Source organism: Pseudoalteromonas sp. DSM 26666 (genome assembly GCF_900116475.1).
Lineage (GTDB): Bacteria > Pseudomonadota > Gammaproteobacteria > Enterobacterales > Alteromonadaceae > Pseudoalteromonas > Pseudoalteromonas tetraodonis.
Window position 1 is genome coordinate 1,845 of the sequence record NZ_FPAR01000005.1, and the last position, 23,726, is coordinate 25,570.

Genomic DNA, 23,726 nt, shown 5'->3' on the forward strand with positions numbered 1-23,726 from the left:
TTAGCTCAGTTGGGAGAGCATCGCCCTTACAAGGCGAGGGTCACTGGTTCAAGTCCAGTACGACCCACCATTCTTTGAATGGTGCATATTACAAAAATCTAAATCCTCCAGTATCACCTTCCATTTTAATATTCATTATCTTCCACTCCTTTAGTTCACGTTCAGTATTAATTGCCATTTAGAAATTCGTATCAAGCAATTCTTCGGTTTCAAAAGATCAGTATTACCAATCACATGCTAAAAACCTATCTTCCGAGTTTTATTATCTCCAAAATCATTTTGTTTAAGCTTACTTTATTACGCGTGCTATCCATTTACTTTAAATGGGTTTTTAGCTCTTTTAAGATAAAAATATAAACCTTTAGAATTAATTTGCTTAATAAGCTCTCATCTTCGAAGCGAATCTTTAAATTACCTTGTAAGCGTCTAAACTGTTGATTATAGTCTGTGTTAAATTCAATTACGCTTAAGCCAATGTCTAAAAATATTTTTAATGAAGCAAAAATACTGATTGTAGAGGAGCAGCCACTTGCTCAAAGCTACATGAAACAGTCGCTCGAAAAAATTGGCTTTGGACATATGCGTTTTGCAGATCATGCTCTAGCGGCAAAAGAACAATGCTTACATGAAGAATTTGACTTGGTAATTTGCTCTTTTAATCTAAGCAAACGCCAAGATGGCTACCAGCTTTATGAAGAATTACGCGCTAAAGCATTAATAAAACACTCTACTGGGTTTATTTTTACATCTGCGGAAACTAGCGGAGAGTTAGTTCACAGTGTGTTAGAACTTCAACCCGATGACTTTTTAGTAAAACCTTTCTCTGTACAAGAGCTAAGAGTGCGCATAGAGCGTATTCTCAAACGCAAAAGCGACTTAAAAGCTATATACACTTTAATTGATGACGATAACCAGTCTAAAGCATTAAAACAAATTAATGCTCAGCTTGATAAAAGTAATAAATACAGCCCTATTCTGCTTAGATTAAAAGGTAATATTTTACTGGCGCTAAAACAAAACCAAGAAGCGAAAGACTTTTTTAAATCTGTTTTGAATATTCAAAAATTTGCATGGGCAAAAGTAGGATTGGTAGAAGCCTTAATTGCTAACAATGAGCATATTTTAGCTCAACGCATGCTTAAAACAATGCTTGAACGTAATGAAACACGACTAGTTGCATTAGACTTATTAGGGCGTTTAGAAATAAAACTAAACCAGTTTGAGTTAGCTCAAGAGTTTTTAAGTCAAGCGGCCCATATTGCTCCACGTAATATAGACCGTCAAAAGTCACTGAACAGCGTATCGCTCATTAATAGAGATTATGAAACCAGCTACTTAACTCAAAAGGATATTGCCACTTTTGCTAAGTACTCTATGCATGATAGCCCAGACATTTATTTAAATGCCGCTCGTGCTGGGATTGATTTTGCACTAACCACAGATCAAACTGACCAAATAAACAGAATCTCCCGTCAAACAAATAAATATATTAATGAGCTAAAAACACAATTCCCAACCAGTAATGCACAAACTCAAATCGATGTGCTCAATGCACGCCTTTATTATTTAAAAGATGAACATAAAAAAGCGAAACAGTTGATTGAACAACTTGATGACAGCGATACTCAAATACGTTCAGTCGATGGTGCCCTAGATAAAGCAAAAGCATTACATGAATTAGGTTTTCATCAGAAGGCGCAAGCGCTATTTAGCCAAATTATTGATCATTGCGAACGCCACCCAAGTAGGAGCGACGCGACGTACTTGCGTTATATACAGCAACAGCAAAGTGAAAGACGTGATATTAAAATGGGGCCGAAGGAACTTAACAATCATGCAGTTAAACAGTTTGAGCGTGGCCAGTTAAATGTTGCTTTAGAGGCATTCAGTCAAGCCTTTAGGGTCATGCCACACAACCCAAGTATTGCGCTTAACTTATTACAGTGTTTAGTGGATAAATCAAAAAAACAGGGGGGCTCTTTCAATAGTCTATTGGCTCAAAAGTGCTTTAAACTATTAAAAAAATCACCCTTAGCAGAAGAGCAATCAGAGCGGTTCGATAAACTACTTCAGATTGCTAAAGAAATGAAACTAGAGATTAGCTAAGGCCTATTGACATTTGCGGATTAAAATTTGTTCAAGCAAGGGACGATTTAATCGCGGCGTGAGGTTTGTAACCTAGTGGGCTCGATAACTGCTCCTGCGTTATTCTACTGGCTTACATCCATGTAAGAATAAGTAAAAGCCGAGCAAAGCTTCCGCGTCCTGCTCACGCCCCTTACCTACATCCATGTAGGCAACAAAGGTTAATCGTCCCTTGGCAGAACCCTTTGGGCAGCGCCTGTTTGGAATTGATGCTACGTTATCGCCCATTTATGGGGAATAACCACACCACATAGGCTCTGCCTTGCCTAAATACCAAACAGACTGCTGCAAATTTAACCTTGAAAGGCCAACAGGCCCTAGAGCTTTTTCATTGCCAGTGCGTTTACACAGTAGCGCAAGCCGGAAGGAATTGGGCCATCAGGGAAAATATGCCCTAAGTGCGCATCACACACATTACAAACAACTTCAACTCGCTCCATGCCATGGCTGTTATCCATTACATACCCTATCGCATCAACCGTTGCAGGTTGGGTAAATGAAGGCCATCCTGTGCCACTATCAAACTTTTCATCCGCATCAAACAGTAGGTTGTCACAACACACACATACGTACTTTCCCGGTTCTAATAGTGTGCAACTAGTTGAACTATTTGGTCGCTCTGTGCCTTTTTTACGGGTCACGTAATATTGCTCTTCGTTTAACAGTTCACGCCATTGCTGTTCTGTTTTAACTACTTTTTGAACTGGTGTCGGATTGCCATGGTTGGCAAAATTAACAATATCGTTCCATTTCAACATAACAACCTCATTGCGTTATTAATTTGCTTCATACTGAGCCAAAAGCATTGGCTGACAGCCTATCATTACGTCCGTGGCTAATACCACGATCAACGCTATCTAAACACTATACGGTGCTTCTCTGTTGCTGTAAGTATACGGCTTACATAAGCGTGTAATTGAGCTTGACTACCTGGAATACTCACGCTTAATTGTCTGTCATTATTACTATGCACTATTAGCTCATCGTCTTTTATCTCTATTGATTCAATATTGCTGATGACTAACCAATGCGGACCATTCTTTTTATCAAACAACCCGGTTAAACTAAAAACAAACAAATGCTGCGCATCACGCTGAATAAAGTTACGCAGCGGGTTACGCATTTTAAATAACGGCGTTAACCGGTAACAGCACGAACAAAATACCACTATCCACAATAGCAATATCCCTTTAAACCAAATATGTTCGCCTAATGATAAAAAATAGCCAACGCCGATAATAATCAGCCCTATAAAGGCCACTACTTGCGCTATTTTTTTATTAATAGTGTGCATAATCTCTTACTTTTTATCGGTTGCTTTTTCTGTCGGCTCAGGCCAATCACTAAAAAAAACACTTAAATAACGACTTTTTGCCAAATACCACAATACCCACAATACAATCACCATTTGTAGGGCTAAAAACAGTGAAAAGCGATAATGACTATGGGCCGCCTGGATACTTAACCACGACAAGTCTATTAGCGCGCAAGCAATAAGCGGCCAACGCATGTATCGCCAAATACGCGCTAACCGTTTCGTAGCTTGATGCGAGTCTCTGGGTCTGCGTAAACAAAACAAAATAGTGGGTACAATTGCCACGGCACCAATTGCTATGGCAATAAAAAAATCATTTTTTGATCTAAAAAACAATGACATTAGATCAAGTTCAGGGCGACGGCTCAGCGCGGCAATCACCCAAATAAAATAGGCCCGAAGTAACACTAAAATACTCAAATGAAACGCTATTGGCGTACGATAGCTACCATATTTATCCCAGTATTCAGGTCCATAACGGCTCACAACTGGTTTTTCCTATCGGCAATAGTGCCCAAAATAAAAAATGCAGCTAATAATGTGAGCCCTAACCACTTAGTACCAAAAAACAGTAAGGCTTTAGTTAGTAATGGGCTTAACCACACCACTAATAAACCAAACCCAAACGCGGTGATCAACACAAAACATGCCACCCTTATAATAAAGTGACGCCTAGCTACCACGCCTTTGGTGAGCTTTAAAATGTCATCCGCATAGAGCGACACTAAGCACACCATCAAAAGCAATGATAAATGCGACAAATAGCCTTGTAGCCACTGGCCTAGGTCAATTAACAAGGTATTAAGTATATTTGTAAAACTAGCCATTATGAGTCTCTAACAAAGTAATTAAATCATCCTCTGTCAGTATTTCTATACCGAGTTCTTGCGCTTTAGTTAGTTTAGAGCCGGCTTTTTCGCCCGCCACTAGCGCATCCGTTTTGGCTGAAACACTGCCAGATACCTTGGCACCTAATTGTTGTAGGCGCGCTTTCGCATCATTGCGATTAAGCGTATTAAGCGTCCCAGTTAGCACATAAGTTAAACCCGCTAGCGGTTGTTCTTGCTCTGATGGCGCTGTTAACTGTGGCCAGTTAATGCCTTGGGCTATTAATTCGTTCACCACGGTTAAATTATGCTCTTCAGTAAAAAAGCCACGCACGTGCTTTGCCACTATTTCACCTACATCGCTTACTTCAATCAGCTGTTCAATGCTGCCATCGATTACGTTTTCAAGCGTTAAAAAATGATTAGCTAAGTTTTGCGCGGTTGCCTCACCGACTTCACGAATACCCAGTGAATATAAAAACTTTGCTAAGGTAGTCGTTTTTGCATCATCAAGTGCGGCAACTAAGTTTTTTGCTGATTTTGGCCCCATTCGTTCAAGTGATTCAAAATGTCCCTGCTTTAAAATAAATAAATCAGCCGGGGTTTTGATCAGCTCTCGGTCAACTAATTGATCAACAATTTTGTCGCCCAAGCCGTCAATATCTAATGCCTTACGCGATGCAAAATGCTTAATCGCTTGTTTACGCTGTGCTTGGCATACTAAGCCACCGGTACAACGTGCAACGGCTTCACCTTCAACCCGTTCAATATGCGAGTCACAAATTGGGCATATAGTTGGAAAGACAATTTCTTTTGCATCGCTTGGGCGTTGCTCAAGTACCACTTGAGTAATTTGCGGGATAACATCCCCTGCGCGGCGAATAATCACAGTATCGCCCACTTTAACGCCTAAACGAGCTATTTCGTCGGCATTATGCAGCGTTGCATTTGATACCGTAACACCCCCAACAAATACCGGCTCTAGTCGTGCTACGGGAGTAATTGCCCCTGTGCGCCCTACTTGAAATTCAACATCTAATAATTGCGTTATTTCTTCTTGCGCCGGAAATTTATAAGCGATTGCCCAACGCGGTGCACGAGCTACAAAGCCTAAGCGCTCTTGTAAGGCTTTTTTATTTACCTTTATTACTACGCCATCTATTTCATATTTTAGCTCGCTACGACGCGTTAAAATGTCATTGTAATAGGCAAGCGCAGCCTTTGGGCCTTCAACTAATTTGGTTTCTGGACACAGCGGTAATCCCCAATCGGTAAGCTTAGCAAGTTGCTGATAGTGATCTTCAGGTAAGGTGCCATCGGCAACTAATCCGGTGCTGTAGGTATAAAACATCAATGGCCGTTTTGCGGTAATTTTTGAGTCGAGCTGGCGTAAACTTCCTGCCGCCGCATTACGTGGATTAACAAAGATTTTATCGCCACGTTTTTCTGCCTCTGCATTTAATTTTTCAAAGCCCGCGCTATCCATAAATACCTCACCGCGCACTTCAAGTTCACGAGGGTAATCATCACCGCGCAATTTTAATGGCACATTGCGGATTGTTTTTACATTTTGAGTAATATTTTCGCCAGTAAAACCATCGCCACGGGTCGCCGCTTGAACCAGTACTCCATCTCGATAAATAATCGATACCGCTAAACCATCCAGTTTAGGCTCACAGCAAAATGTAAGCTCCTCAGTGCTCATTAAGCGCTCTTTAATACGACGATTAAAACCGCTAAATTCATCCTCACCAAAGGCGTTATCAAGCGATAACATAGGCACTTGGTGCGCTACTTGCTCAAACTTGGCAAGCGCCGCTCCTCCAACTTTTTGAGTGGGTGAATCGGCTGTTAAAAACTCAGGGTGCTGGGTTTCTAATTCACTTAGTGTCCGTAACAAGCGGTCATATTCGGCATCAGGTATGCTGGGTGTATCAAGCACATAATAACTATAATTGTGTTGCTCAAGCGTGGTACGAAGATGATTAATTTGCTCACTAATGCTGCTTGTCATGTAGACCTCAAAAAACATAAAAAAAGCCACTTTGACGAGTGAACGCCCAGTGGCTTACAAAATTTAACTTATGCGTATGTTACGCAGAAAATACGCGAACCTGTTCAACATATTGACGAATACGCTCTACCGTCATTACATTTCGCTCTGCATCTAAAATATCGGCACCAAATTCATCCGCTATTTTTTTAGCGGCGCTGTGCAGCATGTTAAACGCGGCTAAACCGTCGCCATCGCATGGCAGAGTCATAAATAAGCTCACCCCAGCGGTGCTAAATTGTTCCATATTATCAATATCGAACGTGCCTGGGTTATACATATTCACCAACCTAAATAACACCGGCCCTTGGCCTGCTGGGTCTAGGTGGCGATTAAAAAAGCCTTCTTCTGAATATTTAAAACCTAGCATGTTAACAGCAGGCAGTAATTTACTGCCTTGCATAGTGAGCCCTTCTGGCATTTGAATATGCACAATGACAAAGTCTGCAACGTCTTTAGGGGCATCTTGTTGTGTGTCTGCGGCCTCTTCTGTTACCACTTCAAGGTCATCCTCGATAGGTGTATTTACTGGGCTTTCGTCTATCTGTGGTTCATCAGCGCTGAAGTTTAACTCACTCATTTGTGGCTCTTCTCGTTGCGCTAACGTTGGCTCTTGTGGCTCAGTATGTACAGATGAAGGCTGCTGTTCTTGAACAGGCTCGACTCGCTCATTTGCAGGGAGTTCAGCATTCTCTTTTTTTCTTACTGACCACAAACCGTGTATTAATAAGCCACCAATGACAAATACACTGATCACAATTAAAACCCATCTTAATTCTTCGGCCATCCCCTCACCTTTTATTATTAATATGCCTAACAGCCATCATTTTACCTAAAATAACCAGCAAATGACTATAAAATTATGCATGTGCAAGTTGCACCGCTTGTTCAATATCCACAGCAACCATGCGCGACACGCCGGGCTCTGCCATGGTTACACCCGTTAATCTACCCGCCATTTCCATTGCAATTTTATTATGACTAATATAAATAAACTGCACAGATTGTGACATTTCTTCAACCAAACGGCAAAAACGAACCACATTGGCATCATCTAATGGAGCATCTACCTCGTCCAGCATACAGAATGGAGCTGGATTGAGCCTGAATATAGAAAACACCAATGATAATGCGCTCAGCGCTTTTTCTCCACCACTTAACAAATGAATTGTCGAATTTTTTTTACCTGGTGGCCTTGCCATTATACTAACACCACTTTCGAGTAAATCGTCACTGGTTAATTCTAAGTAAGCACTGCCGCCGCCAAACACTTTGGGGAAAAGCTGGCCAAAATCGTGATTTACCTGATCAAACGTAGACTTAAAGCGCGTTTTTGTTTCACGATCTATTTTATGAATAGCGCCTTCTAAAGCTGTTAATGCTTGGGTTAAATCGTCCAGCTGATTATTTAAATAATCACTTCTTTGCTTCGCTTGTTCAAATTCATCAATGGCTGCAAGGTTAACGGCTCCTAATTGCTCTAGCTGAGTACTTACTCCAGCAAGTTGATTTTGCGCCGCATTTAATGACAACTCTGCAGGAAGCTCTGCTAATACCTGTTTTAAATTTTGATTAAGCTCACTAAGTGGCTCTAGTACCGCTTGCGCTTTAATTAATAAGCTTTGTTCTTCAATACTCAGCTTTTGATGCTGCTCTTGCAATGCCACCAGCTCAGTCTGTGAACTTTTTAAACTCGCTTGTTTGTTTTGTAATTCTTGTTTTGCTTGAGCTAACTGCTGCTGAATATCCACAAGGGTTTGTTCGCCTTGTTGGTGCTGTACTAATAATTGCTCAATACTTAGTGCAAGCTCTTGCTCAGGAATAAGTAACGCTTCAATCTGCTCTATTATCTCTTGCGCACCCTCTTCGGCACTAGTAAACGCCTGTACAGCATGACTCAGTTTTGTTTGACTGAGCTGCCATTCACTTCGTGCTTTTTGCTCATTAAGGTTTGCCTGATGCGCTAGTGTTTTATATTGCTCTGCATTATTAATAGCTTGTTTGTAACGCTCATCACTATTTATTTGTGTGCTATCGGCTTGGCTAAGCTCTTTAGCTAAGGCCTGTAACTGCTGTGCAAGCTGTTCATTTTTATCGAGCTCTTCGCTCAATAATTCGCTTAACTGCTGTTGTTGCTCTAGCAGAGGCAGACGCTGTTGTTGTAATTTTGTTAGCTGCTGCATATGCTGATCAGCTTGCGCTTTAAGCATATCGCCACGCGTTGTTGCTACAGCAAGTTGTTGTGCTAATTGGTGAATAGTGTCTTTGCGCTCATTTTGCTGAACAGTTAACAATGCAGCCTGCGTTTTATGTTCTTCAAGCGTGGAGTGTGCGTTCGTCAATGCCTGTTGTTGTTGCTCAAGTAAGGTTTCTTGCTGCTTGAGTTTTTTGTGCATTAATAATAAGGAATTTTCTGCATTTTTATCGCCACTTACATGCCAGTTTCGGCCGTGTAATGCCCCTTGCTTATCTATAACCGCAATATAACTATTGTCGTTAAGTGCGCTTATATCGCCGGCTTCATCATAAGCAATATGATTTAATAACTCAGGATACACACCTGAGGTAATAAACGCGGCAATACTGTGCTTAGCTGCAGACTGCGATGCAATTTCCCACGTGCTATTTTCTGCTTTACCTTGTGATATATGAATGTGCTCAAGTGATGACAGCGCCTGCTCGACTAAAAACTCATATCCCGACTGAACAGTTAACTGCTTAAATAAGGTTAAACTTTCATCGCTGCTTTTTTCAAGCCCAAGAGTAGTTTGTAGCCCCGCTATACCGGCTTTTAATTCATTTACTTGCTGAGATAAATGCTGCCAATCTTGCTGTGCATCATCTAGCTGTTGCTGCTGAGTAGTTTGCGCAGTTTGGCCTTTACTGTGAGCCGTTTGCGCTTTCGCTAGCTGCTCAGTCAGGGCTTGTCTGTGCTGTTGTTGCTGAGTTAATAGCTGCTCTATCTCACTGTGTTTTAACTCATCTATTTGCTCATCAAGCTGCGTTAGTTGTTGCTTAACATAACTGATTTTCTGTTCTGTGTGTTTTACTGCGTTGGTATGCGCTAACTGCTGATTATGCAATTGTTGATAATCTTCTTTTAGCGATTGCCAGTGTGATGTGTCGGCATTTTTAATCTCCAGCAGCCGATTAACCTCATCGGTAAGCTCTATAACCTGCTCGCTACACATTAAGTTATGCTCTACAGCCTGTTGTAAGCTGTCATCTAACTCTTGGCAGAGACTTTGTTGCTGCGTTTTGACTTCTTCACTTTGATTTTTTTGTTGCTCTAACTTGGCTAAATTTTGTTTCAGTGACAGCGTTTGTTGTTTAATGCTAATTTGCTGCTGTTCACTGCGAGTCAATTCGGTATGCGTATGGTGCTGCTGTTGCTGTGCATCATTAAGTTTATCTTGCTGAACTTGTACTTGAGCTTCAAGGCTTGCCAGAACATCATCATGGCCTGAATGCGCCGTTTTAAAAAAGCTGATTTGTTCATCCAGCTTTTTGATTTGTGCGCTTTTATCAACTTGTTGCTGATGCAGCTTTTGCCATTTTAATACCGCTATTTGCCCCTTTAAAGTGCGTTCTTGGGTTTTAAATTCGCGATATTTTTTAGCATCAACCGACTGTACTGCAAGTTTATCAAGCTGGTTTTGTAACTCTTGGCGAACATCGAGGAGTCGCTCTAGGTTTTCTCGGGTGCTCTTTATGCGGGTTTGTGTTTCACGGCGGCGCTCTTTGTATTTCGATACGCCTGCCGCTTCTTCTAAAAAAACACGCAGCTCTTGCGGTTTGCTCTCAATTAAACGCGAGATCATGCCTTGTTCTATAATGGCGTAACTACGCGGCCCAAGCCCAGTGCCTAAAAATATATCGGTAATATCACGTTTGCGGCATTTGCTACCATTTAAAAAGTACAGCGATTGGCCATCGCGAGTTACCAAACGCTTAATAGCCACTTGGTTACGATCAGCAAAGGTATTGGGTAATTTACCTTGGGTATTATCAAATATGAGTTCAACAGAAGCTTGTGAGATGGGCTTGCGGTTAGTGGAGCCATTAAAAATAACATCTGTCATGGCATCGCCACGTAAATTTTTAGCTGAGCTTTCACCAAGCACCCATCGCACCGCATCAATCACGTTCGATTTGCCACAGCCATTAGGGCCGACAACACACGTCATTTGATCCGGAAATGGAATTTTAGTGGGCTCTACAAAGGATTTAAAGCCCGCTAATTTTATAGTGCTTAAGCGCATCTGTTTGTTTTACCAAATTTTATTATTTTTGTTAGTTTTTACAATTTAACCTATTTTTAGGCAAAAGGTTAAGCTTGGCGTTTAAAGTTATCTAAAATAATGCCCGTTGCCATTGCCACGTTAAGCGATTCAGCACCGCCAAAGGCGGGAATAGTAATTTTATTACTCACAAGCGCGGCACACTGCTGGCGTATGCCATGTGACTCGCTGCCCATTAATAAAACCCCTTTCCCAGCAAACTGACAGTGATGAACATTCTCGCCCTCTAAAAATGCACCATAAATAGGCACATCCAAAGATGTTAAATAGCTAGGTAAATCAACTTGGCTTACCGATACACGAACAAATGACCCCATAGTGGCGCTAATTGTTTTTGGATTATACGGATCGGCACTGTCGGTGCTGGCAACAATGTGTTTTATACCGTACCAATCAGCCACGCGAATGATGGTACCTAAATTACCCGGATCAGACACTCCATCTAAGGCCAATATTAAACTGTTTTCATCTGGTAATACGGTGCTTGGCATATCAATAACTGCAATAGCCGCATTATTACTTACCAAAGTACTTACCTTTGTTAACTGCTCTTCATCTGCTGTAATAAAATGCGTTTGAGGGTATGCGCTTTGGTTATTATCAATAAAGCTTTGCGTTGCAAATACATCGTTTACTTTTAATGGGCTATTTAATAACTCCAGTACATTTTTTTCGCCTTGTACTAAGTATTGGTTAAATTGCTTGCGATACTTTTTTTGGCCAAGCTGGCGAATAAGTTTAAGTTGGTTTTTTGAAATCATGACAGCCCCATTAAATTATCTGCACAGTATACCAGAGGTGACTTAAAGTGCAGCCCTATAAACAGCAAAAGCAATAGAATTAGCCTACTTACAATAAGCTAGCTAATCATAAAGATTGTTTTTATTCTCTAAAAAGGGTAAATTTACAAAAAATTACAAGGACTTTTTTTAAATGGAATCAATACACCCAACTTCATCTGAGTCAAACCAAACACCCTCCTCTATTTTTAGCGGTAAAGTACAATTTAGCGGCAAAGCCGGCGAATTTTTTGGCATATGGAGTGTCAATATACTGCTAAGTATTATTACTTTAGGAATTTATTCTGCATGGGCAAAAGTACGCACCTACCGTTATTTTTACGGCCATACGCGTATCGACGGCCATAGCTTTGACTACCTAGCCACTCCTATACAAATTCTAAAAGGCCGCATTTTAGCGGTAATCGTGTTTTTAATTTACACCATACTAAGCAGCCTCGCACCGGCGATAGGCCTTTTATTTGCTATTGGTTTTTTATTTTTGTTGCCATGGATCATTAACCAAGGTTTGCGCTTTAACATGCGTATGACCCGCCATCGTAATGTACGCTTTGCTTTTTCAGGTAATTACGGCGATGCATTTATTAACTTTGTTTTATTGCCTATTGCAAGTGTATTCACATTACACCTATTACTGCCGTATGTATTAAAGCGAATTGATCAATATATGCATGAAAGCATCAGCTATGGAAATAAACCACTTACAGTAAATCTTCAGGGCGAACGCTATTACATCGCAGCACTTATTACCCTAGGAGTTGCAATAGGTGGCTTAGTTATTTTTGGCTTCTTTGCTGGTGCAAGTGCCTTAACGATCGATAACTTAAACACACAAAACTTTAGCCTTTCGACAATTGTAGTGCCGCTATTAATTGCTGCGTTGTATGTTGCGTTTTTAACACTGGTAGGCGCTGTTTATCATTCGCTTATTCGAAATCATATTTTTAATAACAGTGAATTTACAGAAGTCGCTACCTTTGATTCGAACTTAAAAGCCATTGACTATGCCATCTTACTATTTACCAATGTACTGGCAATTATATTTACCTTAGGACTTGCCTACCCTTGGGCTAAAGTACGCAGAGCAAAGCTATTAGCATCAGTTACAGAAGTCACTATTTATAGCGGTGCGCTTTCGTTGATTGATGTTGCACAAAATGAGCAGTCATCATTTGCTGAAGAAGCTGCCAATGTGTTTGATATTGATATTTCACTCACCTAATGAGTAATTATCCTATTTTTGGCTGTTATTATTACCCTAATAGCAGCCAATACATTAAAAGCTACGCACACCTTTCCCATGAGCAAATAACGCTTGTTGACTCTGAGAATACGGCGTTACTTTCATCAACTTTAGACGATTGCCAACTTGATAGTCCGTTACCGGGCATGGCATCAGAGTTAAATTTTGCTGATGGTGGGCGATTTGTTCCTCAAGATGTAGAATTTAGATGGCCATTCGCGCTTAAAAAGCATGGACTCAGTGAACGCTTAGAAAAAAATAAGATTCTTATTGTTGCATCCGTGCTGCTAATTCCCCTATTGCTTTGGTTAATTTTATACCGCTTAATACCATCAGTAGCCGTATATAGCGTTAACTTAGCACCTGCCTCGACAATTGAAACGATGGGAGAGCAAACGCTCAGTGTGATAGAAAAAGTCGCATTAGAACCTTCTCAACTTTCTACTAATAAGCAATCAGAAATACAGCAACAATGGCGTTTAATGCTTAACTCACTCAATTTAGACAGTGCAAAATTTAGACTTTCTTTTTATCAGTCAGATTATTTTTCAGCTAATGCGTTTGCTCTTCCTAATGGGCGGGTAGTTGTGACTGACGAACTTGTTGAGCTATTAAAAAATGAACCTGATGCCCTGCGTGCTATTTTACTTCATGAAATTGGTCATGTTCAGCACCATCACAGCATTCGCCTTGCAGCACAAGCTGCAGCGAGCACCGTTGTATTTGCAGTTATTTTTGGTGATTTAGAAGGGATATTAGAGGTCGTGCTTGGCTCTGGTTCATCTTTTTTACAACAAGCGTTTTCACGAGATATGGAACAAGAGGCCGATGAATATGCTATTAAAAATCTTTTAAAATTAGGATATTCTAACCACGACTTTGCTGATGCAATTGAAGCACTAGAAAATAATTTAAAAGCACAAGAGGCGACCCTTGATGATACTTGGTTAAAGTATTTATCAACGCACCCAAGCTCTCAAGAGCGAATAGAATATGCGAGGCAATATAAACCACTATGACCCCTGAACTGAATTTATTGTTATTAGTCATCATTGTGATAACGCTTGGCTACGGGTTTATTTATCCGCGCTTTGCAGGCAGCAGCTTTAAAAAGGTATCGGTACAAGATTTATTTGCAACAGGCATTACGCTATTAATTGCATCTCGCCTTTATTACAACTCGGGCGTGCAATTTAGCTGGTTACTATTTGAAGTTAATTGGTTTTGGTTTACTTTTTTAACTTACGTAATAATCGAAATTCCGGTATTTTTTATTTATGCTAAAAAGCACAATATGCAGTTTTCATAGTACTCTTATTTTTATACAAAAAAAGCGCCAAATTGGCGCTTTTTTGAGCTGCATTAAAACATACTAATATTTATGCTTAAGTGCCCACAAATGCAATAATTCACTGGCAATCGTTGCTGCGGCAATGGCGGTGAGCTCACTTTGGTCATAAGAAGGCGATACTTCAACTACATCCATTCCCACCATATTAATGCCTTTGAGTGCACGTAAAATTTTCAGCACTTTATCAGAAGTTAAACCACCACATACTGGTGTACCTGTACCTGGCGCAAAGGCAGGGTCTAAACAATCTATATCAAAGGTTAAGTAAACCGGTAAATCGCCCACTCGCTCAATAATCTGCGCTGCAATATCATTCGCATGAAGATCATTGGCTTGCATAGCATCAATCACTGCAAACTCATGCTTGCTTTGATCAAAGTCGGTACGAATGCCGAGCTGAATACTGTGATTAACATCAATCAACCCTTCCATTGGCGCATGATAAAACATAGTACCGTGATCAAAACGCGATCCATTGCTATAGGTATCGGTGTGCGCATCGAAATGCACTAACGCCATTTTGCCATGAATTTTTGCATGTGCGCGCAATAGCGGTAACGTTACGAAATGATCGCCACCTAAGCCTAATAATGTTTTACCTTGGCGAAGTATTTGCTCTGCCGCCATTTCTAGCTGGGCAGTAAAATACTCAGGATCGCCTACCGGATAGGTAAAATCGCCAGCATCCGCTACTTTTAGCCGTTCAAACAAAGGAAACGTCCACGGATATTTAGTATCTTCCCATGCTAAATGCACCGACGCTCTGCGAATTGCATCTGGCCCCAAGCGGGCACCAGGGCGCCCAGAGGTGGCTAAATCAAACGGTAAACCTAGTACTACTACATCGGCGTCTATGGCGTTAATATTTTGTACCATAGGACGACGTAAAAACGTCATCCCATTTGAGTATAATGAGTGGTCAACATGACCAAACAAGCTAGACATTGCTTATAACTCTTCTAAATAAGTGTAGCCGTCAAGGCCGCTTTGCAATTCGTCGAGGACGCTTTGCTGTTCATCTACTGCAATTTTTGCGCTGACTAACTGCGCATAAGACTGCTGAAAACCTTCAACATCTAAATGTACATAACGCATCATGTCAGCAACAGTATCACCGAGGTTAATTTCTGTAATGCTGGCAACACCTTGCTCATCCATATTGACAATAGCACTGTGCGTATCACCAAATAAGTTATGCATATCGCCTAAAATCTCTTGATAGGCACCCACCAAGAAAAATCCCATTAAATACGGTTTATCGGCTGAGTATTCAGGTACTGGTAGCGTACTTTCAATACCTTGGCCATCTACATAATGCTCTAAAGCGCCATCTGAGTCACAAGTAATATCCAATAACACCGCGCGCTTTTGCGGTGCTTGCGTTAAACCACTTAATGGCAATACTGGAAACACTTGATCAATTCCCCACGCGTCTGGCAATGACTGAAACAATGAGAAATTTACAAAAAACTTGTCCGCTAAACGCGCATTTAGGTCATCTATAATCGGTCGATGAAAACGGTTTTTGTTATCCATTAATTTATTGAGTTCATAACAAACGCGTAAGTTTATTTGCTCTGCCCATGCACGCTGGGTTAAATCTAATAATCCCATCGCAAACTGACTATGCGCTTCGGCTAAATCACCTTGGCTGTCGTGAAAAATTTCAATTAATGCACGGTCATCAGTAAGCACATGCAGTTGTTGCCATGACGTCCACATGTTTTTAAGTAGCTGCGGAGCTTCGTCAGCTGGTGCTTCTATTTCTTCTGGTGTATACGTTTCGGTGCCAATTACATTGGAAATAAGCACTGCATGATGCGCCGTTAATGCTCTTCCCGACTCTGAAATAATGGTAGGGAAAGGCTGTTCATACTGCTTACAAATATCACCGATGGTGTACACAATATTATTTGCGTATTCAGCTAAACTGTAATTCATTGAGTTGTGTGATTGACTGCGCGTGCCGTCGTAATCAACCGCTAAACCGCCGCCTACATCAAGACACTCTATGTGTGCACCCAACTTACGTAATTCACAATAAAAACGCGCAGCCTCGCTTACACCTAAGCGCACATCACGAATGTTGGCCATTTGCGAACCTAAGTGAAAATGCACCAGTTGGACTAAATCTAGCTGATCTGTTTCTTTTAAACGGTTTACTACATACAGCACTTGAGAAGCAGATAAACCAAACTTAGATTTTTCTCCGCCACTGGCTTGCCACTTACCTTTGCCTTGCGATGCTAAACGCACACGAATACCAATGCGTGGTTTTACATTTAATTCTTTAGCTTGGCTAAGTACCATATCCAGCTCAGACAGTTTCTCAAGTACGATATACACTTTATGGCCCAGCTTTTCGCCAATCAACGCTAAACGCACATATTCTTTATCTTTGTAGCCATTACACACAATCACCGCACTGGTTTTTTCAGCCAGCGCTAATACGGTTAATAACTCTGGCTTGCTGCCTGCTTCTAAACCCAGCTGTTTTTTTTCTACTTGTGCTTGGCTGGCAACAATTTCTTCAACTACTTCGCGTTGTTGGTTAACTTTAATTGGGTAAACTAATAAATAGTCTTTTGGGTAACCATAGCTTTCTATAGCAGTATTAAATGCACCACATAAGCTATGCACGCGATGGTGTAAAATTTGTGGAAAGCGAACTAACGCCGGCAAACTTAAGCCTTTTTCTTCAAGCTGCTTAGCAATGTCTGTTAATGCAATGGTTTGCTGTGGGGCATCAGCCTTAGGCGCAACATACACATCACCTTGATCATTAATACCAAAAAAACCTTGGCTCCAATGACGAACGTTGTAGCTCGTACGAGCTTGTTCAAGTGATGTTGTCTCTTTCATTTATCTTTCTCTTTTATTTATGAATGCCAAACCGGCTAGTTGCGCGCATTAAAAGAAAAATAGCGATTCATGTCCAACAAGTATTTCTACTCGTAACGAGTGAGGATTAAAATTGATAAAGAAAAACAGTAAATAGCGTATTATTAGCTGAGCGCAAGCTCCATAAATAGGCTGTTCGGGTTTTCTGTGTATTCACCAAAAGGGGCACATTGTACAAACCCTAAATTCTCGTAAAGATGGATTGATTGTCTTTGCTTTGGCCCTGTTTCTAGCTTTATGATTGGGATTTCTTCTTCGCCAGCATGGTGTAATAATATTTGCATAATACGGCGCGATAAGCCTTTTCCGCGATAACTAGGTTTGACATATAAACGGCGTATCTCGCCATAGGGCTTGGTATCAAACTGCATAACAATCGCCCCGCAAGCAATAATCCCCTCTTCATTTTTCAAGCCTATTGCATAGACATTGGGTTGACCCAATTGACTAACAGACAATGACTGTGCTGTCGCTACTGGATATAAAGAATTAATAAGTCTGTCGATATCAGAAAAAACATTAATCACATCGGGATCATCAGGGGTTAAATCTATTAACTGCATAGGTTATCTCTAATTTATTTTCTTATTTGTTAGCAAACTATAACGCATTGTAACAAATGAACAATAACTATGTTTTATGTCATTACTTTTAAAAAATACCGACACAAAATTATTATTGCAAAATAAAAAACAATAGTTTGACCTAGATGTACTATGACGGTCGTATAATGCAATCAATTAGAGTGTAAATTAGGAATAAATAATGTGGTTTAGCCCAAAAAAAAGAAAACAGGCGTTTGCAAAACAGCTAGTTAGTACACACGAAGCAGCTGCGATTATCGTTAACAACGACAACACTGTTATTGCAGTGAATGACGAGTTTACATCGCTAAGTAAGACACTTAACCAAACTAATGACACTAATACATTAACTTATTTAAATAAACGTTATAATCCAACAAGCAAAACCATTGCTTGTGGAAATAACTTGTTTTTAACCCAACACATTAGCCCGCTTACATTAAAAGAGCTTGATACATGCTCGCTCCATGTATTTAAGCCTGAGCCGATAAGAGTGTTAGATGAGCAAGCTTGGCAAACACTTCTGAGTTTAGGTGAAGATATCTATGCAGTCTTCGATGATAACTCAAAGCTTGTTGCGAATAATTTAGATACGTCGAACAGTGGCGACGCTGCACTACTGCCCAAAGAAAACACTAAATTGCTAAACGTTTTACAAGATGCTTTAAATAGCGAACACGGTTCACTGTGTTTATCTGTAAAAGACAATATTTATTATAATGTTGCCCACACTACTTTTAACTTCAATAATACCTTGTTGTCTGCATTTGTATTATCAAAACAATCACAAGTTGAAGACTATAAGCAATTTGAACTGTTATCTAAAGTGGTCAGCAATACCAGTACTAGTGTACTTATTACCAATAAAGATGGCTTAGTAGAATATGTTAACCCTGGCTTTGAAGTACTTTCAGGTTATACACTTGCAGAAGTAAAAGGCAAAAAACCAGGCAATTTCTTGCAGGGAGAACAAACAGACAAAGAAACCGTTAAGCGGATTTCAAAAAACCTTAAAAACAAACAACCATTTTATGAAGAAATACTAAATTTTAATAAAAATGGTGTGCCATATTGGATTGTTCTGTCGGTAAACCCAACATTTGATGATAATGGCCAGCACACAGGGTTTGTGGGCGTAAGTTCAGATATTCGCGAAATTAAACGCCAAGTACTTGAACAAATAAACCAAAAAGATGCAATAAGTAGCCACTCGGCTGTGATTGAGTTTAATGAAGATGGCCAGTTCCTATCTGCCAATGAGTATACCAAAAAGCAATTAAACATATCTGAGGGCTCAAACATAGCGAGTGTGTTTGGTAATTTAAGGGATCATTTAGATGCTTCACGTATTCAAATACTCAACCAAGGCAAGCCGACTGAAGTAATGATGTCATTGACGCATCAAAATGAAGACGTAACGCTAGATTGCATTATTTCTTCTATTACCGATTTAAACGGTAAGGTTTCTAAATACGTTGTATTTGGTAGTAATGTCTCTTCTAGAAACAAATTGGTTACTGGAACGCATCAATCAATGTCAACCGTATTAGGGAAAATTCAAACTACGGTCACCACCATCAATGCCGTGGCAGATCAAACTAATTTACTTGCTCTTAATGCGGCCATTGAAGCTGCGAGAGCTGGTGAAGCTGGACGAGGTTTTGCCGTGGTTGCTGACGAAGTACGTAACCTTGCCAAAACATCAAACGAAGCAGCGGCACAAATTGGACTTTTAATAAATGAAACTCAAACGCACGTTGACGAGCTGGCTTCATTTTTAAAATAATTAAATAGTTTGGGGAAAATTAACAAACTTGCTCAATCAACAAATTAAACTGTTTGTTAGTGAATTATTTTAATCCGGTAGAGTTGATATAGGCTGAAAAAATGTGGCTGTTTTTTGTTAAAATTTAAGTGATGTATAAAATAGAAAAAGGCGCTAACGAGCGCCTTTTTTATGTGCTATTAGAGCCCTTGCTCATCTGCCATTTTTTTAACTATTTGTGGTGCTGTCCACAGTGACGGAAGTAACACAAAAGAAACAGGCACCGCGGTCACCACAATAAAGGACTGTAGCGCTGAAATTCCGCCCTCGCCAATAGAGATAAGTAATGCAGCCACTGCCCCCATCATAATCCCCCAAAACACACGAATTGATGTTTGCGGATGATCGGTACCGGTCATCACCATAGATACCGAGTACGTCATTGAATCACCGGTTGTTGCCACAAAAATAGTGGTCAGTACTAAGAATAATACAGACACAACAAACCCCATGGGTAACTGCTCAGTAATGGCTAACAATGCCGCTGGTAAATTAAGCCCTGCGAAAGGTTCTGATATAACACCTGGATTATTTAACTCAAAAAATATGCCTGAGCCACCCACAATGGTAAACCAAAAGCAGGTGATCACTGGCGCAACCACAGAGATGAGTAAAATCATTTCACGGATAGTTCGGCCACGCGATATACGCGCAACAAACATCGCCATTAAAGGGCCATAACCTAAAAACCAGCCCCAAAAGAATACGGTCCACCAGTCTAACCATGGTTTATCGGCACGAAACGTAGCCATAGGTATAAAGTTATCTAAGTACAAGCCAAACGATTGAATGTAACTATCAATAATAAACGCAGTGGGCCCCATCAGTAATATAAACAACATCAGCACTACAGCCAATACAACATTAAAACGACTTAACAGCTGAATACCTTTAGTAACGCCACTTACCGCTGAAAGTGTGTAAATGCCAATTAAACTAAATAAAATAACCACTTGTGTGGTGTAGGTGTCAGGAATGCCAAACAATTTATCTAGGCCAAAACTCACCTGTAAGCCTAAAAAACCAATTGGACCTACAGTGCCAGCAACCACAGCGAGTACACAACATGCATCAACAATTGTACCAAGCGCCCCTTTCATAACACGATCGCCAAATACGGGATAAAGCAAAGTACGAGGTTTAAGTGGTAAGCCTTTTTCGTAATGAAGATGCATATAAACAATGCCGGTCAAACTGCCTAAAATAGCCCAGGCTAAAAAACCCCAGTGCATAAAGCTTTGTGCAAGTGCGTTGTAGGCGGCATCGTTAGTGCCTGTTTCACCACCAAATAGCGGTGGCGGAGAAATAAAATGTGCCATTGGCTCTGCTGCGGCCCAAAATACGCCGCCACCAGCAAGCAAAGTACACATAATAATACTTATCCACTTAAAGGTAGAAATTTCAGGGGTTTTTAAGCCACCCAGTACCACTGAGCCAGTGCGGCCGATAGCTAAGAAAATGCCAATCAAAAAGGTTAATAAAAGTAGGACTTGCCAAAAGGCGCCAAATATTTTGGTTGAGAAGGCAAAGGCCGTATTTATCCAATCAGACATCAGTTTAATGTCGTAAAGGGCCAGCGCGGCAAATAAAACTAATATACCGCCACTGATTAAAAATACGGGTATATCAACCCCATCCAGAAACTTAACTCGGGAAGAATGTGTTTCACCCGACTTTAAAGTTGCTTTAGTGGTATTCATTTATCGCTCCTAATGGTTCTTTAAAGTTACCGACATAGCGACACACCATGACATCACACTAAACCCTAGTTTCAACAAACGACAAAGCAACTCAAAAGCGAGTTTTAAGTACTTGTCATGTTCACGTCTAGGTAATGTCACAACAAGTAGACTTATTGCCAATTCCTGACTAGTTTAACGCGTTAAAAACGCTAAACCAATGCCTCAGGAATGATTTGTGTAGTAGTTACACAATAATAAAAGATAAATTACATCACGGTATCAAACAAACAAAAAATATACATTTTTGCTTTAGCAAAAGCGCGGTACGTTACTAAACGTGGCTGCGCAGTGGGTACGCAAACAACGCGGCTTATCGATTAGGGCAACTAAACCTGTCGCCTCAGTTAGTGATAAATACAGAGTTATTGATGCTGTTTATGCCATGTTAAATAGTTGCTGTTCGTTAATGGTTTTGCAAATAAATAACCTTGCACTGCATTCACGCCCATCGACTTTAATATGGCTAGTTGCTCAGCACTTTCGACCCCTTCGGCCACAATGTTAATATTTAAGCTATGACCTAAGCCAATAATAGATTGCACAATACTTTGACCCGATGCGCTACTGAGCACTTTATCAATAAAGCTTTTATCAATTTTTAACTCATCAATAGGAAACACGCTTAAATGTTTTAAACACGAGTAGCCCGTACCAAAGTCATCAATTGAAAACACAAATCCCTGCGATTTTAATTCTTCCATTTGCTTAACGGTCCCCATCAAGTCACCCGCTAACATTGATTCAGTGATCTCTAATTTAATTCGAGTTGGCGAGACGTCAAACGCTTCAATTGCTTTAAATAGCTCACCTTTTAAAGTGGAAGAATTAAACTGACACTGGCTAATGTTAATTGATACGCTAAAACTGTCATCGAGTAAGTTATTATCTCGAAGTGTTTCAAGTAAAATACAAATATCTCTTAATACAATATTTTGTAACTTTTGAATTAAGCCAAATTGCTCGGCAATTGGAATAAATGCATTAGGGGGGATAAGTCCTTTGGTTGGATGATTCCACCTTATTAATGCCTCAGCACCCACAAGGGTTCCATCAATTGCTAATTGTGGCTGAAAATAAGCACAAAACTCATCGCACGCGATAGCCCTAACAATGTCAGTTTCAAGCTCAGTTTGATTTTCCAGTAAGGTTTGCAGTGCGGGGTCGTAAAAGCTACTACTATTACCGCCTTTCATTTTAGAGCGATACATAGCGGTATCTGCAAATTTTAAAATATTAGCGGTTATGGCATTGCTCGTGTTAATCAAACAAATACCAATACTACAACTGACCTGAAACGCTAAATCGCCCACTTCAAATTTTTCATAAAAGACACTTTGTACTTTTTTAGCAATCAACTCAGATTCACTATTAGCTTGCATGTGGCTATCACCGACATGCTCGATAAGAATAATAAATTCATCACCACCGACTCGTGCGAGGGTATCTGCCGGGTTCAAAATAGCTGTTAATCGTTGTGATAACTCAACCAGTATTTCATCGCCTGCATTATGACCTAGTGAGTCATTTATGCGTTTAAAATTATCTAAATCTAAAAATAAGAGTGCGCCAGAATGATCAGACTGCTTAATTCGCTCCACATACATACTGAGCCTATCATTGAGCATTCTGCGATTAGGAAGGTTAGTGAGCGGATCGAAAAATGCTAACCGTTGTACTTCTTCTTCGGCAGCTTTGCGATTAGAGATATCTCTGGCCATCCACACCACATGTCTCAGTGACGGGTTAGTAGGCTGGTAACTTTCAAGGGGAGCTGTTCGCCCTTCAAATGTAAGCTGCTTACCTTTTATATTGAGCTGATATTCAAACACTTGAACTTCATTAGTTTGCAACGTTTTGTCAATCACCGCCAGAATAGGATTTGCATCTTCAGGAGGCATAATATCTCTGACATTTTGATTAATAACGTGCTCTTGGCTTAAATATAAACTTTCATTATCTGTGCCGTAAACATTGGTATACTCCCCCTCTTCACTCAAAATGAGGGTTAAATCAGGAAGCACTTTTGTAAAGGCTTTAAACTTTTCATTACTTTGCTGTAATTCAAAAAGCAACGCGTTTAATCTTAGTGACTCGGTGTGCTTTTCAAGAGCAATACTGGTGAAATCAACAAAAAAATCTATTAATTCTAAATCTTGTGGTGTCGGTGACTTTGCGCTGTCATGATAAATTGCAAAAGTGCCTAATATGTCTGATTTTGTTGAAATAATGGGGGTAGACCAACATGACCTTAAACCATAACTTAACGCCAATGCTCTATAATCATCCCATAATGGCGATGTTGAAATATCTGCGGCAATAATGCGTTTTTTTTCATAGGCTGCAGTACCGCATGAACCGACAGTTGGCCCTATTTTCACACCATTAATTGCTTGGCAATAACCCTGTGCAATATTAGGAGCCGCGCTATGAAATAGCTGCTCTCCTTTGAGCGTTAATATAGAGCACTTTGCAGAAGAGTCTTCAATAAGCTCCTCAATAGATAAACAAATATTTTCCAGTACCTCATCAAGTGGCGCACCGAGTGCTATTTTCGATAATATACTTTGTTGCTGAGAAAGCAGCTTTCTGACTCTCATTATTTCAATCAAATTATATTCCTCAACAATCACTAACGCTAA

At 40.2% G+C, this 23,726-nt stretch carries 18 protein-coding genes; 5 read left to right on the plus strand and 13 right to left on the minus strand.

Features of this window, described 5'->3' with window-relative positions:
• Positions 1-474: 474 nt before the first annotated feature.
• Positions 475-2,106 carry a response regulator gene (locus BM380_RS10205; protein WP_036954016.1) on the plus strand — a complete coding sequence of 544 codons (1,632 nt, stop codon included), beginning with the start codon at positions 475-477 and terminating at the stop codon, positions 2,104-2,106.
• Between the two features lie 356 nt (positions 2,107-2,462).
• Here BM380_RS10205 and msrB read toward each other — a convergent pair whose 3' ends face one another.
• The 8 genes from msrB to BM380_RS10245 form a co-directional block, all read right to left on the minus strand.
• Complete coding sequence (msrB, locus tag BM380_RS10210; RefSeq protein WP_090494251.1) at positions 2,463-2,903, minus strand: peptide-methionine (R)-S-oxide reductase MsrB; 441 nt, start codon at positions 2,901-2,903, stop codon at positions 2,463-2,465.
• 95 nt (positions 2,904-2,998) lie between these two features.
• Positions 2,999-3,439, minus strand: a complete 441-nt coding sequence (locus BM380_RS10215; RefSeq protein WP_090494253.1) for a hypothetical protein — start codon at positions 3,437-3,439, stop codon at positions 2,999-3,001.
• A gap of 6 nt (positions 3,440-3,445) precedes the next feature.
• On the minus strand, positions 3,446-3,946 hold the full coding sequence (locus BM380_RS10220; protein WP_090494255.1) for a DUF2919 domain-containing protein: 501 nt from the start codon (positions 3,944-3,946) through the stop codon (positions 3,446-3,448).
• On the minus strand, positions 3,943-4,287 hold the full coding sequence (locus tag BM380_RS10225; RefSeq protein ID WP_028834947.1) for a DUF3392 family protein: 345 nt from the start codon (positions 4,285-4,287) through the stop codon (positions 3,943-3,945). Before BM380_RS10225 ends, BM380_RS10220 begins: the two co-directional genes overlap by 4 nt.
• Positions 4,280-6,301 carry an NAD-dependent DNA ligase LigA gene (ligA, locus tag BM380_RS10230; RefSeq protein WP_090494257.1) on the minus strand — a complete coding sequence of 674 codons (2,022 nt, stop codon included), beginning with the start codon at positions 6,299-6,301 and terminating at the stop codon, positions 4,280-4,282. The genes BM380_RS10225 and ligA overlap by 8 nt, the downstream gene beginning before the upstream one ends.
• Before the next feature lie 79 nt (positions 6,302-6,380).
• Positions 6,381-7,127, minus strand: coding sequence for a cell division protein ZipA (zipA, locus tag BM380_RS10235; RefSeq protein ID WP_090494259.1), 747 nt, complete (start codon positions 7,125-7,127; stop codon positions 6,381-6,383).
• A 73-nt stretch (positions 7,128-7,200) separates the two neighbouring features.
• Positions 7,201-10,602 carry a chromosome segregation SMC family protein gene (locus BM380_RS10240; protein ID WP_090494260.1) on the minus strand — a complete coding sequence of 1,134 codons (3,402 nt, stop codon included), beginning with the start codon at positions 10,600-10,602 and terminating at the stop codon, positions 7,201-7,203.
• Positions 10,603-10,670: 68 nt separating this feature from the next.
• A complete protein-coding gene (locus BM380_RS10245) occupies positions 10,671-11,402 on the minus strand; it encodes a TrmH family RNA methyltransferase (protein ID WP_090494262.1) in 732 nt (243 codons plus the stop codon).
• A gap of 172 nt (positions 11,403-11,574) precedes the next feature.
• Here BM380_RS10245 and BM380_RS10250 point away from each other — a divergent pair, with 172 nt between their 5' ends.
• Genes BM380_RS10250 through BM380_RS10260 form a run of 3 tightly spaced genes read left to right on the plus strand, consistent with a single transcriptional unit; the run spans position 11,575 to position 13,993 of the window.
• A complete protein-coding gene (locus BM380_RS10250; protein WP_090494264.1) occupies positions 11,575-12,663 on the plus strand; it encodes a YjgN family protein in 1,089 nt (362 codons plus the stop codon).
• Entirely contained in the window at positions 12,663-13,703 is a 1,041-nt protein-coding gene (locus BM380_RS10255) for a M48 family metallopeptidase (protein ID WP_090494266.1), read from the plus strand. The genes BM380_RS10250 and BM380_RS10255 overlap by 1 nt, the downstream gene beginning before the upstream one ends.
• Positions 13,700-13,993, plus strand: a complete 294-nt coding sequence (locus BM380_RS10260) for a hypothetical protein (protein ID WP_090494268.1) — start codon at positions 13,700-13,702, stop codon at positions 13,991-13,993. Before BM380_RS10255 ends, BM380_RS10260 begins: the two co-directional genes overlap by 4 nt.
• A 63-nt stretch (positions 13,994-14,056) precedes the next feature.
• Here BM380_RS10260 and speB read toward each other — a convergent pair whose 3' ends face one another.
• From speB to BM380_RS10275, 3 genes are all read right to left on the minus strand, one after another.
• Complete coding sequence (speB, locus tag BM380_RS10265; protein ID WP_013465310.1) at positions 14,057-14,980, minus strand: agmatinase; 924 nt, start codon at positions 14,978-14,980, stop codon at positions 14,057-14,059.
• 3 nt (positions 14,981-14,983) lie between these two features.
• Positions 14,984-16,897, minus strand: coding sequence for a biosynthetic arginine decarboxylase (speA, locus tag BM380_RS10270; RefSeq protein ID WP_013465311.1), 1,914 nt, complete (start codon positions 16,895-16,897; stop codon positions 14,984-14,986).
• Between the two features lie 143 nt (positions 16,898-17,040).
• Entirely contained in the window at positions 17,041-17,499 is a 459-nt protein-coding gene (locus BM380_RS10275; RefSeq protein ID WP_033103812.1) for a GNAT family N-acetyltransferase, read from the minus strand.
• Between the two features lie 202 nt (positions 17,500-17,701).
• Here BM380_RS10275 and BM380_RS10280 point away from each other — a divergent pair, with 202 nt between their 5' ends.
• Positions 17,702-19,306, plus strand: a complete 1,605-nt coding sequence (locus BM380_RS10280) for a methyl-accepting chemotaxis protein (protein ID WP_090494270.1) — start codon at positions 17,702-17,704, stop codon at positions 19,304-19,306.
• 179 nt (positions 19,307-19,485) lie between these two features.
• On the opposite strand, the gene BM380_RS10285 is transcribed toward BM380_RS10280, so the two are convergent.
• Positions 19,486-21,045, minus strand: coding sequence for a BCCT family transporter (locus BM380_RS10285; protein ID WP_090494272.1), 1,560 nt, complete (start codon positions 21,043-21,045; stop codon positions 19,486-19,488).
• Positions 21,046-21,449: 404 nt separating this feature from the next.
• Positions 21,450-23,696, minus strand: coding sequence for a putative bifunctional diguanylate cyclase/phosphodiesterase (locus BM380_RS10290; protein WP_090494274.1), 2,247 nt, complete (start codon positions 23,694-23,696; stop codon positions 21,450-21,452).
• Positions 23,697-23,726 lie beyond the last annotated feature (30 nt).

What these genes read in the sequence shown, in the direction of transcription:
- BM380_RS10205 (WP_036954016.1), top strand. Translation starts at nt 475, where the DNA reads ATGTCTAAAAATATTTTTAATGAAGCAAAAATACTGATTGTAGAGGAG.
- msrB (WP_090494251.1), bottom strand. Translation starts at nt 2,903, where the DNA reads ATGTTGAAATGGAACGATATTGTTAATTTTGCCAACCATGGCAATCCG.
- BM380_RS10215 (WP_090494253.1), bottom strand. Translation starts at nt 3,439, where the DNA reads ATGCACACTATTAATAAAAAAATAGCGCAAGTAGTGGCCTTTATAGGG.
- BM380_RS10225 (WP_028834947.1), bottom strand. Translation starts at nt 4,287, where the DNA reads ATGGCTAGTTTTACAAATATACTTAATACCTTGTTAATTGACCTAGGC.
- ligA (WP_090494257.1), bottom strand. Translation starts at nt 6,301, where the DNA reads ATGACAAGCAGCATTAGTGAGCAAATTAATCATCTTCGTACCACGCTT.
- zipA (WP_090494259.1), bottom strand. Translation starts at nt 7,127, where the DNA reads ATGGCCGAAGAATTAAGATGGGTTTTAATTGTGATCAGTGTATTTGTC.
- BM380_RS10240 (WP_090494260.1), bottom strand. Translation starts at nt 10,602, where the DNA reads ATGCGCTTAAGCACTATAAAATTAGCGGGCTTTAAATCCTTTGTAGAG.
- BM380_RS10245 (WP_090494262.1), bottom strand. Translation starts at nt 11,402, where the DNA reads ATGATTTCAAAAAACCAACTTAAACTTATTCGCCAGCTTGGCCAAAAA.
- BM380_RS10250 (WP_090494264.1), top strand. Translation starts at nt 11,575, where the DNA reads ATGGAATCAATACACCCAACTTCATCTGAGTCAAACCAAACACCCTCC.
- BM380_RS10255 (WP_090494266.1), top strand. Translation starts at nt 12,663, where the DNA reads ATGAGTAATTATCCTATTTTTGGCTGTTATTATTACCCTAATAGCAGC.
- BM380_RS10260 (WP_090494268.1), top strand. Translation starts at nt 13,700, where the DNA reads ATGACCCCTGAACTGAATTTATTGTTATTAGTCATCATTGTGATAACG.
- speB (WP_013465310.1), bottom strand. Translation starts at nt 14,980, where the DNA reads ATGTCTAGCTTGTTTGGTCATGTTGACCACTCATTATACTCAAATGGG.
- speA (WP_013465311.1), bottom strand. Translation starts at nt 16,897, where the DNA reads ATGAAAGAGACAACATCACTTGAACAAGCTCGTACGAGCTACAACGTT.
- BM380_RS10275 (WP_033103812.1), bottom strand. Translation starts at nt 17,499, where the DNA reads ATGCAGTTAATAGATTTAACCCCTGATGATCCCGATGTGATTAATGTT.
- BM380_RS10280 (WP_090494270.1), top strand. Translation starts at nt 17,702, where the DNA reads ATGTGGTTTAGCCCAAAAAAAAGAAAACAGGCGTTTGCAAAACAGCTA.
- BM380_RS10285 (WP_090494272.1), bottom strand. Translation starts at nt 21,045, where the DNA reads ATGAATACCACTAAAGCAACTTTAAAGTCGGGTGAAACACATTCTTCC.